This is a genomic window from Actinophytocola sp. (assembly GCF_036378875.1).
Lineage (GTDB): Bacteria > Actinomycetota > Actinomycetes > Mycobacteriales > Pseudonocardiaceae > Actinophytocola.
On sequence record NZ_DASUVO010000131.1, the window covers coordinates 31,824 to 43,439 of the forward strand.

At 68.4% G+C, this 11,616-nt stretch carries 9 protein-coding genes; 4 read left to right on the plus strand and 5 right to left on the minus strand.

The genetic code is table 11. From position 1 onward, the window contains the following. Positions 1-119: 119 nt before the first annotated feature. Both VF106_RS38470 and VF106_RS38475 read right to left on the minus strand, forming a co-directional pair. Complete coding sequence (locus VF106_RS38470; RefSeq protein ID WP_330844912.1) at positions 120-1,325, minus strand: acyltransferase family protein; 1,206 nt, start codon at positions 1,323-1,325, stop codon at positions 120-122. 261 nt (positions 1,326-1,586) lie between these two features. Continuing rightward, entirely contained in the window at positions 1,587-3,182 is a 1,596-nt protein-coding gene (locus VF106_RS38475; protein WP_330844913.1) for an MFS transporter, read from the minus strand. A 265-nt stretch (positions 3,183-3,447) separates the two neighbouring features. Here VF106_RS38475 and VF106_RS38480 point away from each other — a divergent pair, with 265 nt between their 5' ends. Continuing rightward, the gene (locus VF106_RS38480) at positions 3,448-4,848 is read left to right on the plus strand and encodes an FAD-dependent oxidoreductase (protein ID WP_330844914.1); all 1,401 of its coding nucleotides are present in this window, start codon (positions 3,448-3,450) and stop codon (positions 4,846-4,848) included. An 84-nt stretch (positions 4,849-4,932) separates the two neighbouring features. Here the strand turns inward: VF106_RS38480 and VF106_RS38485 are convergent, their stop codons facing one another. From VF106_RS38485 to VF106_RS38495, 3 genes are all read right to left on the minus strand, one after another. Continuing rightward, entirely contained in the window at positions 4,933-5,349 is a 417-nt protein-coding gene (locus VF106_RS38485) for a DoxX family protein (protein WP_330844915.1), read from the minus strand. An 83-nt stretch (positions 5,350-5,432) separates the two neighbouring features. Beyond that, entirely contained in the window at positions 5,433-6,563 is a 1,131-nt protein-coding gene (locus VF106_RS38490; protein ID WP_330844916.1) for a nucleotide disphospho-sugar-binding domain-containing protein, read from the minus strand. A 36-nt stretch (positions 6,564-6,599) separates the two neighbouring features. Next, positions 6,600-7,160, minus strand: a complete 561-nt coding sequence (locus VF106_RS38495; protein ID WP_330844945.1) for an NUDIX domain-containing protein — start codon at positions 7,158-7,160, stop codon at positions 6,600-6,602. Positions 7,161-7,334: 174 nt separating this feature from the next. Between VF106_RS38495 and VF106_RS38500 the strand changes: the two genes are divergently transcribed. From VF106_RS38500 to VF106_RS38510, 3 genes are read left to right on the plus strand one after another with little or no spacing between them, the layout of a single operon-like run. Beyond that, the gene (locus VF106_RS38500; RefSeq protein ID WP_330844917.1) at positions 7,335-8,681 is read left to right on the plus strand and encodes a nucleotide sugar dehydrogenase; all 1,347 of its coding nucleotides are present in this window, start codon (positions 7,335-7,337) and stop codon (positions 8,679-8,681) included. Further along, on the plus strand, positions 8,678-9,658 hold the full coding sequence (locus tag VF106_RS38505; RefSeq protein WP_330844918.1) for an NAD-dependent epimerase/dehydratase family protein: 981 nt from the start codon (positions 8,678-8,680) through the stop codon (positions 9,656-9,658). The genes VF106_RS38500 and VF106_RS38505 overlap by 4 nt, the downstream gene beginning before the upstream one ends. A gap of 21 nt (positions 9,659-9,679) precedes the next feature. Beyond that, positions 9,680-10,912: a methyltransferase domain-containing protein gene (locus tag VF106_RS38510; protein ID WP_330844919.1), complete on the plus strand. Its 1,233-nt coding sequence runs from the start codon at positions 9,680-9,682 to the stop codon at positions 10,910-10,912. The last annotated feature ends 704 nt before the right edge of the window (positions 10,913-11,616 follow it).

The window sequence follows — 11,616 nt, forward strand, 5'->3', positions numbered from 1 at the left end:
GCGAGGCTAACAGACCAGGCGGCAGAGCGCCAGCACATGGCACACGGAATGTCAAGCAGGTAAGTGGAAATGCCGAACTGGCCGGTGCGGTCACGACCGCCCGGCCAGTTCGGCATCAGTTATTTCACTATGACCGGATCCGGGACGTGGGCCGGTTCGCCGGTTCGCGTCGCGTTATCGGCGACGCTTTTCTTCGAACGGCTCCAGTACTTCATCGCCGGAAGTTCGACGCACCTGTAGAGCAGCCAGCCGCATGCCACGTTCGTGAGGAGCAGGCCCAGGATGAGCAGGATGCCACCGAACGTGCCGTACTCGGCGTCACCGAACACAGCTGGCCGGATCGCGAAGATGACGATCGCCTGGGCCAGGAAGAACCCGAAGGAGATCTTGCCCAACCACACCATCGGCCCGGTGCCCAGCACGGTGCGGCTACCACGCAGGTTGGCCGACGCGAGCGAGCCGACCACCGCCGCCAGCGGGATCATGTTGAGCAGCACGACCCGGTACGGCGACGGCACGACGAACGTGAGCAGGTAGCCGCCCACGACCAGCGCCCCCACCAGCGCGAAGGGGATGCGCGGCCACCGGCCACTGATCACGATGCGCGCCACGATCATGCCGAGGACGAACTCGAACAACCGCATCGGCGGGAACAGGTAGACGAACCAGAACTGCGGGATCGACACCTGGTCGAACGCCGGGGTGTCCGGAATGACCGTCAGCGTGAAGACGCAGGCGGCGGCCGCCAACAACACCATGCCGCCCGCCCAGAACCACAGCTTGTCGTCCGCGATCCGCTTGATCGGGAACAGCAGGAACGGGAAGAGGACGTAGAACAGCATCTCCGCGTTCAGCGACCAGGCCGGGCCGTTCGCGCCGCCCCAGAAGGTCATGTCGGAGAACCAGGTGTCGATCAGGAACAGGTTCAGCAGGCCGTTGTTCGTGGTGAACGCGGACGCGAACAGGAGCATCGCGAGCGCCCAGGTCACGGCGTGGCTGGGGAAGATCTTCACCACGCGGCGCCGCCAGTACGCCGTGACCCGCTCACCGGGCTTGGCAGACCAGGTGATGACGAATCCGCTGAGCATGAAGAAGCACGACATGGCCATCAGGCCGGCCCCGTAGCCGAGGTTGCTGAGGACCGCGGTCAGGCCTGCGTCGCGGAACGGCTCAGGGGCGTCGGGGTTGCCTGGGTTCGTCGGGTCCGCGACGTGGCAGAAGAACACCATCAACGCGGCGACGAACCGTACGCCGGTCAGCGCGGGCAGGTCTGGTCGGCGTTTGCTTGACGATTTTAAATCGACAAGCGATATGTTGGCGGACAATGTCAACTCCTCTACGTCAACTGGCCTAAACCAGATAAACGCCGCATTGGCGGGAGCTCCGCTGAACGCATGGCTTACCCTCACTCATTCGCGATTGGCCACGACGGCGTGCGCAATATTTTGCGACCTCAGGATAAGCGGCGCGACAACGGTCGACATTATTCGCTGTTGCGCAGCCGCAGGTGCGCAACCAGGCATAGGCGCGCCGAACCCGGGCGGGTGACGAACAACCCGCCCGGGTTCGGATTCCGCTTCTGGTGCTCAGGCCGCGGCCCGGTCCACGTCGGGATCGGTCTCGTCACTCGCGTCGGGGGCGTCCTCGGCGGGCGCACCGTGTCCGGCGCCGAACGGCAGGACATGTCCCAGCCCGCGCCACGCGATCGCGGCGACGATGACGAAGCCGACCGCGGTGATCACCGCGACGGTGATCAGCCCGGCGTTGAACGCCTCGCGCGCGGAGGCGAGCAACGCGTTCGCCTGGCCCGCCGGCAGGTTGGCCGCGGCGGCCACCGCACCGGTGATGCCCTCGCTCGCCGACGCCGTGACGTCCGCGGGCAGCCCGGCTGGCACGGTCACGTTCCCCTGGTACACGGCGGTCGCCACGCTGCCGAGTACCGCGACGCCGAACGCGGCGCCGAGCTCGCCGCCGGTGGAGACCAGTCCACCGACCGCACCCGCCTTCTCCGGCGGCACGTTCATCATGACCACCTGGTTGGCCACCGGACCGATCGGGCTTGCCCCGATCATCACCACGGTCAGGCCGATCATCACGATCAGCACCCCGCCGACGGACTCGGCCAGCGTCAACAGCAACGACCCGGCCATCGCGATCAGGAGCCCGACGGCGATGACGTGACCAGGCCGGAACACGCCGGCGAACTTGGGCGCGATGTTGTTGAACGCCAGCCCGATCAGTGCCGCGGGCAACATCCACATGCCGGCGGCCAACGGCGACAACCCCTCGACCAGCTGCAGGTACAGGGCGATGACCAGGGCGAGCGCGCCGGCGAACAGTCCACCGGAGACGAACACCGACATCCCGGAGCGAACCACCTTGTTCTTGAACAGCTTCAGGTCGAGCAGCGGGTTCGGGATACGCGACTGCCGCCGCACGAACAGGAAGATCCCGACGGCGCCGAGCACCAGCAGCAGCGCGGGCCGCAGGTCGAACCCGGACCGGGCGACCTCCTTCAGCGCCGCGACCACGGGCAGGATCGCCACCAGGAACAGCGCGACACTGCGCAGGTCGATCGGGGCGCCGTCCGGGTTGCGCGACTCCTTCAACAGGACCGGCCCGGCCAGCAGCAGCACCAGCATGATCGGTACTCCCATCAGGAAGACCGAGCCCCACCAGAACGAGTCCAGCAGGATCCCGCCCACCGGCGGACCGAGCACGACGCCGCCGCCGAGCGCGCTGGCCCACACACCCAGCGCCGTTCCCATCTGCTTCGGGTCCTGGAAGATTCCGAAGATCATCGCGAGGGTCAGCGGCGCCAGCGCGGCACCGGACGCACCGAGCAGCGCGCGGGCGACGATCAGCATCGGCACCGAGGTCGCGAACGCGCACAACAGCGAGGCGACCACGAACACCGCGGCACTGGCCAGCAGGATCTTCCGCCTGCCGAACCGGTCACCGACGTGTCCCATGGTGACCGTCAGCCCGGCCACGATGAACGCGTAGATGTCGGTGATCCACAGCTGCTCGACCGGGCCTGCCTGCAAATCCGCGGCGATGTGCGGCAACGCCAGTAACAGGACGTTCAGATCCAGCGTCACCAGCAGGGTGGGCAGAGTCAGGACGGCCAGCGCTATCCATTCTCGACGCCCGGCCTTCGGTGGCGCGTTATCGACGGTCACGTTTCTTGTCCTTCCCGTTGGCTACACGTCGGGCACCGCCGCCACGTACCCCAGCTGTAAACCCAGGACACCGCGGGCTGTGTCTCTTCGTTCCGCACGTTGACGCTGGCACGTCGATCACCGCCGCGCATCTTTCTGCGTGCGCTCCTCGATCCGCGCCGCGCCGGTCCATGCGTGCCTGATCAATCCGGCACGCCGCGAGAACGGGGAAATACTTGACAAGTTGTACCTTCGAGGCAATCCGAGGAAAGGAAACAGGATGAACATGATGGCCAGAGAGCGTGCGGTCGTCCTCGGTGGCAGCATGGCCGGCACCCTCGCCGCGCGCATACTCGCCGAGTCCTTTTCGGACGTCGTGGTCATCGACCGCGACGACCTCGTCGGCGTGCGGGAGTCGCGCCGCGGCACACCACACTCACACCACGCGCACGGCCTCCACTCACGCGGCCTCATGATCGTCGAGGAACTGTTCCCCGGGTTGACGGAGGAGGTCCTGGCCACCGGCGCGTGGAAAACCGACATCGGCCGGATCCGCTGGCACTTCGACGGACGGCCCATCGCACCGACCGACACCGGGCTGGTGATGCTGGCGCCGTCCCGACCGGTGCTCGAGTACCACGTGCGTGGCCGGGCCGCCGCGTTGCCGAACGTCCGGTACCTGGAACGGCACGACATCCTCCGGCCGTTGAGCACCCCGGGACGCGACCGGGTGACCGGCGTCCTCGTGCGCAGGCAGTCCGACGGCAAGGAGTTCGAGATCGAAGCCGATCTGGTGGTCGACGCCACCGGCCGCGGTTCGCGCACGCCTGCCTGGCTGGCCGACCTCGGCTACCAGCGACCGGCGGAGGACCGCGTCAAGATCGGCCTCACCTACACGACCCGCCACTACCGGGTCGATCCGAAGTGGTTCGAAGGCGCGCAGTCGATCGTCTTCATCGCCTCTCCGGCACACCCACGCGGCGCGTTCTTCGGCCAGCTCGGCGGGGGCGTCTGTGTGCTGTCGTTGACCGGGATCCTCGGCGACGTACCGCCGACCGACCCCCGGGGCTTTCTCGAGTTCGCCCGCACGCTGCCGTCGCCGGTCATCTACCAGGCGATCCGGGAGTCGGAACCACTCGAGGACGCGGTCAGCTTCCGGTTCCCGACGAGCGTGCGCCGTCGCTACGAGAAACTGCCCCGCTTCCCGGCCGGCCTTGTGGTGCTCGGCGACGCCGCGGCCAGCTTCAACCCGCTGTACGGCCAGGGCATGACCGTCACCGCGATCGAGGCCATGGCACTGCGCGACATGCTGCGGGCGAGCAGGACGGGCGACATCGACACGAAGAAGTTCAACAAGGTGGTCGCGAAGGCGGTCACGACTCCGTGGGAGATGAACGCCGGCGGCGACCTCGCCTACCCCGACGTGCCGGGTGAGCGCACCGCGAAGATCCGGTTCGCCAACGCGTACATGGCGCGTCTGCAGTACGCCACAAGCAAGGACCCGAAGGCCACCGAGGCGATGATGCGGGTGGCCGGCATGATCGACCGGCCGGAGAAGCTGTTCAAGCCGAGCCTGGTGGCCAGGGTGTTGCGGCTCTCGCCGGGCATGCCGGAGCCCGGTCCGTCCTGGTTGGACACCGAGACCCCGGGGAACGCGCCGGAAACGGATTTGCCGAAAGCCGCGTGAGAAGCACGACAGATGGGGCGGACACCGTGTGTCCGCCCCATCCTGGCTCCCTCGACCGGGCCCGTCGCACGCCGGTGACGCTGTTCAGCGCCTCAGCCGCACGGCGAGGTCCGTGACCCGCGACCACTGACCCCACGCGATCAGCGCCGCCACCAAGAGAAAGACGATCGGCATCGTCGCGTCCGCCTCGAGCACGAACACGTTGGTCACGGTGGCGCCAACCATCAACGCGACCAGGCCGAGCGCGGCGAGTCCGGACAGGGCGGGGATGAGCAGACCGACCGCGCCGGCGATCTCCGCAAGGCCGACCAGGTAGCGCAACCACTGCCCCGCGCCGATGGCGGCGAACATGTCCACCATCAGCTGGTCACCGATCAGCTTGGACGCGCCGGCGATGACGAACTGGATGGCCAGCAGGGCTTCGAGCACCCACAGCACCACGATGATGGCACGGCTCCGCCCTGGTGCGACCGTCGGCTTGGCGGCAAGGGTTTTGTCCATTATGTCCTCCTGTCTCTGAGCATCCAACCGTGACAGTCCGTCACGTCGGCGGCATCTTCCGTCGTGCTCTGTCGGCTGTGCTGTTACTTCCCGGCGAGTGCTGCCAGCTCGTCCACCACGGCTGACAGGGCCGGCTGCGCGGTGACCTCGCCGGCGAGTTCCCTCGCGGTGCGGGCGAACCGGGGACCGCGCAGCAGTTCCTCACAGTGCCGCGCCACCTCGGACGGGGAGAGCTCGTCCGGGCGCAGGCACACCCCCGCGCCGGAGCGCACCACGGCGTCGGCGTTGTCGAACTGGTCGTCGAGCGCCGGCAGCACCAGCTGCGGAAGGCCTGCGCCGATCGCGGTCAGGGCGGTGCCCTGCCCACCGTGGTGGATCGCCACGTCGCTGGCCCGCATCACATGGGACAGCGGGAGCCTGCCCACGTGCCGGACGGCGGCGAGCAGGTACGTCGGCCACCTCGCCGCGATCTTGTCGTCGACCGCGATCACGACCTCGACGTCCAGCAGTGCCAGCCGCTCCACGATGGGCGCCAGGGTCTCCGCCGCGCCGTCGGGGCCGAGCCGGGGCAGGACCGTGCCCATCGTCAGGCACACCCTCGGCCGCTCCCTCGGGCGCCACGCCCAGCTCGGCACCCGGCCGTCACCGTCGTGGGGCACGTTCCGCATGCGCCCCTGACCGGCGGCGTAGGCCGGGCGCAGGCTCGGCGGCCACGGGTTGAACACGAGTGCTGGCCGGGGCACCGTGGACAGTCCCAGTGCGGCCAGGTCGGCCGCGAGCTCGTCGATCGCGGCCGACGTGTACTCCGGCAGCGGCGCGACGCCCCAGTGCAACTCGGCGGCCGGCACGGCGAAGGTCGCGGCGGCGATCGGGCCAGCGGCCTCGGCGCGTTCGCTCACCACCACGTCCGGTCGCCAGGAGTCCACGAGCGACAGCACACCGGGCAGGTTGGCCGCCGCGATCCTGGCGAACACCCGGCCGTTGGTGTACCGCCGCTCGGCGAGTCGGTCGGGGTCGCCGCCCGCGACGAGGTCGTGGAAGCTCGCCACCGGCCCGACGGAGGTCGCGGCGAGCCCGGAGCGCAGCACGTCGGAGACGAAGTCCTCCGAGGTGGCGACGAGCGCCTCGTGCCCGGCGGCCCGGCAGGCCCAGGCCAGCGGCACCAGTGGAAAGAAATGCCCGGGCAGGGGAACCGTCGTGAACAGTATCCGCATCTTTGTCTCTCCACACGCGACGGACGGCGGAGGAGTTCACCCCGCCGCACTTTCGTGCAGGCGCAACAGGGTGTACCCGGCCACCGTCGAGTTGTCCCGGATCCGGCCGTCGGAGATCATCAGCTCGAACTCGGACCTGGCGAACCACCGGTGCCGCATGTCCTGCTCCTCGATCTCCCGGTTCGGCCGGCCCGGCACGAGGTCGGTGGCGAGGAAGACGTTGAGGACCTGGCCACTCGCGCCGTGCCAGCTGAACAGGCTGCCCAGGGATGTCATCGACCCGGCGCGCAGCCCCGTCTCCTCGGCGAGCTCACGGTGCGCGAGCTCGACCGGGTCGCCGCTTCGCCGGTCGGGGAAGCCGCCCTGCGGGAACTCCCAGAACCGTCCGGCGACCGGGTAGCGGTACTGGTCGACCAGGTGGAAACCGTCCCGTTCGAGCGCGATGACCATCGCGGCGTCCGGCCGGTCGACCACCGAGTAGATGCCGTGCGACCCGTCGGGCCGCTGGATCCGGTCCTCGCGAACGCTCAACCACGCGTTCTCGTACACGAGTCGGGTCGACAGCTGCCGGATCGGCACTTCCTCGGAGTCGAAAATGGACGCCACCGACCCAGTCTATTGATTTCTGTTTCGCAATCTTCTTCACTGGTGCGAAAACTCCGGCTCCCGTGCCGTTCGTCGAGCTAGCACGTCAGGAGATGCCACGCCAGTCGCGACGCGACGAACATTGTCGGCACCGACCCGATCGACCTGGCTCAGATGGGGGCGAAAATGAGTTTTTCTTTCGGCCGGCGGGATTGTCAGGTAGCGATCGTCGGACTCGGTTATGTCGGCTCGTGCATCGCCGCGGTGCTGGCCGAGCGAGGTCTCGACGTGGTCGGTATCGACACCAACACCAAGCTGATCGACGAGCTGCGCGACGGGCACTGCCGGTTCGTCGAACCCGGGCTGTCCGACCTGATCCTCGGTGGGATTTCCGCCGGGCGGCTCCAGGTGACCACCGACTTCGCGGCGGTGAAGGCGGCCGACGTCGTGCTGATCACCGTCGGCACCCCGGTTCGGGACGACGGCGCGCTGGCCGACGAACAGCTGCGGGACGCCTGCGCCGCGCTGAGCCAGCACCTGTGCGCTGGCCAACTGTACGTGCTGAAGAGCACCGTCCCGCCCGGCACCACGCGAAACCTCGTGCTGCCCCTGCTGGAGGCGAGTGGGCTGGTCGGCGGTGTGGACTTCGGGCTGGCGTTCACCCCGGAACGGCTCGCCGAAGGCACCGCACTCGGGGAGCTGCGCACGCTGCCGATAGTCGCGGGTGGACTGGACGCCGACAGCACGGCGGCCGCCGCCGAGTTCTGGCGTTCCGCGCTGGACGTCGAGGTGGTGCCGCAGGAGTCCCTGGAAGCCGCCGAGATCATCAAGTTGGCGGACAACTGGTGGATCGACCTCAACATCGCGCTGGGCAACGAGCTGGCCAAGTTCTGTGCCCTGTACGGCGTGGACGCGCTCGACGTCATCGCGGCGGCCAACATGATCCCCAAGGGCACCGGCAACGTGAACATCCTGCTGCCCAGCGTCGGCGTCGGCGGCTCCTGTCTGACCAAGGACCCGTGGATGGTCTGGCACGCCGCTCGCGAGCGCGGCCTGGAGATCCTCACCGCCCCGGCCGGCCGCGAGGTCAACGCCGGGATGCCGGACTACACCGCGCGCCTCGCCCTCGACGAGCTGGTCCGGCTCGGCAAGGAACCGGCCACCTCGAAGGTGGCGGTCCTCGGGCTGGCGTTCAAGAACAACACCGGGGACCTGCGCCACACACCCACCCAGGCCGCGGTCGCCGCGCTGGAACGGGCCTGCGCCGAGGTGACCGTCTACGACCCGCGGGTCGACCCGGAAGAGGCCGACGAGCTGTTCGGCATCACGCCGTCGCGGTCCATCGAGGACGCCGTGAAGAACGCCGACTGCCTCGCGATTCTCGCTCTGCACAATGAGTTCCACGACATCGACTTCGCCGACCTGCCGGTGCGGGAGTCGTGCCTGGTGCTGGACGGTCGGGCGTACTACTCGCGGGAGAAGATCGCGGAGCTGCGGGCACTCGGCTACCACTACCGCGGAGTCGGGCGATGAGCCGACATGCGGTGGTCACCGGTGGGTTCGGGTTCATCGGCGGCCATCTGGTGGACCGGCTCCTCGCCAGGGGCGACGAGGTGACCGTGTTCGACAGCGTGCCACCGCCGGCGCACCTGCGGACCGGATCCAGGCACGTGGTCGGGGACATCCTGGACCGGGACGCCCTCGGCGAGGCGATCAGGCCGGGCGTCGACATGGTGTACCACATGGCCGCGGTCGTCGGCGTTGACCAGTACCTGGCCCGGCCGCTGGACGTCATCGACATCAACTTCTCCGGCACCCGCAACGTTCTCGACCTCGCCGAGCGGGCGGGCGCGCGGGTCGTGGTGGCCAGCACCAGCGAGGTGTTCGGCAAGAACCCGGCGGTGCCGTGGCGCGAGGACGACGACCGGGTGCTGGGCTCCACATCCGCCGACCGATGGACCTACTCCTCCAGCAAGGCGTTGACCGAGCACCTCACGTTCGCCTTCGCCCGTCAGCGCGGCCTGCCGGCCACGATCGTGCGCTACTTCAACGCATACGGCCCTCGGCAGCGGCCCGGGTTCGTCGCCAGCCGCTCGGTGCACCGGGCGCTCAACAACCGGCCGGTGGTCGTGTACGACGGCGGCCGGCAGACCAGGTGCTTCACCTACGTCGAGGATGCCATCGACGCCACCCTGCTGGCCGCCGAGCACCCCGCGGCGGTCGGGCAGGCGTTCAACATTGGTAGCATGGCCGAGAACACGATCGGCGAACTCGTCGAGCTGATCCGGGAACTCACCGGCGGCACGGCACCGACCACGGCGATCGACTCCAGCGTCTCACTCGGACAGTCCTATGAGGATTTACCGAGACGCATACCGGACAACACCAAGGCGCGCGAGACCCTCGGCTGGCAATGCACGACGTCCCTGCGGGACGGTCTCACCCGGACGATCGACTGGGCCAGGGCCAATCCGTGGTGGCTCGCACTGCCCGACAGCGGCGCCGCCTGACCACTGACGAGGATGCACCTGATGACAGACATTTCCGGGTACAGCTGCCGCGTGTGCGGTGGCAAGGTGGCGGAGTTCGTCGACCTGGGACAGCAGCCGACGGCGAACGGGTTCCTGCTCCCGCACGAGGCGGACGACGTCTTCCTGTTCCGGCTCGCCGTCGGCGCGTGCGAGGACTGCGCGCTGGTCCAACTGCTCGACGAGGTGCCGCAGGAGTTCCGCTACCACGCGAACTACCGCTACCACGCGTCCGGTTCGGCGAGCCACCGCAAGCACTTCCAGGGCAACGCCGAGCACTTCCTGCGAACCGAACTCACCGGGCCGGACCCGTTCATCGTCGAGATCGGCTGCAACGACGGGGTCATGCTCGGCACGATCGCCGCGGCCGGCGTGCGCCACCTCGGTGTCGAACCGTCCACCAACGTGGCGGAAATCGCGGAGGCGAAGGGCGTCCGCGTGCTGCGACAGTTCTTCGACGAGCAGACGGCGACGGCGATCCGAGCCGAACACGGCCCGGCCGACGTGGTGTTCGGGGCCAACACCATCTGCCACATCGCGCACATCGGTTCCGTGCTGCGCGGCCTGGACACCCTGCTCACCCCGAACGGGATCTTCGTGTTCGAGGAGCCCTACCTTGGCACGCTCATCGACGGGATGGCCTTCGACCAGATCTACGACGAGCACGTCTTCTACTTCAGCGTGACGTCGGTGCGCAACATGGCCGAGCAGTACGGCCTCGAACTGGTCGACGCGGAACACATCCCCATGCACGGCGGCGAGATCCGCTACACACTGGCACGCGCCGGCGCCCGGACCCCGAAACCCGCGGTGGCCCAACTGCTCGCCGACGAACAGGCGAGGGGCCTGTCCGACCCGGAGACCCTCGCCCAGTTCGGCCACCGAGTCGAGAAGATCCGCGAGGACCTGCTGGCACTGCTGAACGACCTCAAGGCCAAGGGAAAGACAGTCGTCGGCTACGGCGCCCCAGCCAAATGCACGACGGTGACCAACTACTGCGGCATCGGCACGGACCTGGTCCCATTCGTAGTCGACTCCACCCCGGCCAAGCAGGACCACCTCGTGCCTGGCGCCAACCTACCCGTGCGGCCACCATCGGAGTTCACGGACGCGTACCCGGACTACGCCCTACTGTTCGCCTGGAACCACGCCAAGGAGATCATGGCCAACGAGGAGGCCTTCCGCGCCTCCGGCGGCCAGTGGATCGTCTACGTCCCCGAGGTCCACATCCGCTAGGCGGTATTGGGGATGGCTGTGTTTTCCGGCCCGGCGAGTGACTCGCCGGGCCGGATCTGTGCGGGTTGCCGCCCCGGGGCTCGCCGAGCGGGCGAAGCCCCGCGAAGCCCCCGCGAAGCGGGCAGGCGAAGCCCCCCGATGCGCGCAGGCCCGGTGGTCCCACCACACGTGGACTCGCCCTCCCTTGCCTTCGTGTCGCGAGGGTCGAGCGGCTCGAGCCGGCTGCCACGTGAGGAAGGTCGTCCTTCATCACGCCCGCAGTGAGGAAGGCGTCCTTCATCGCCCGCCGATACCGCGAGTGGCGTGTTCGCGCCACGGAACGATGTCCCCGAAGACGCGCTCATGGCGTTGAACCTGGATCCATCGATGATCTTTGTCGGGTGTCGCACCTTGCGGGAAGTTTGCGGGCCTGGTCAAGCCGCGCTTCGCGGGCGTCGGGGCGCGCAGCGCCCGACGCCCGCCCGCTGGGTGTGTCCCGAAAGACGCGTTCGGGGCATCGCCGATGTCTCGAAAGACGCGCTGATGACGTTCAACGACCTGAAAGCGTCTTTCAGGACAGCGCCGGTGGTACAAACAGCACTGGGCTTCCCGCGCGGTGTCCGTGCGCGAAGCGGGGTTTCGCCCGCCGGACCCACAGAACCACTACCGGGCAACATGATCACCGGCATGATTTGGGCTGAACGTCCCCATCGCGCCGTTCGAGA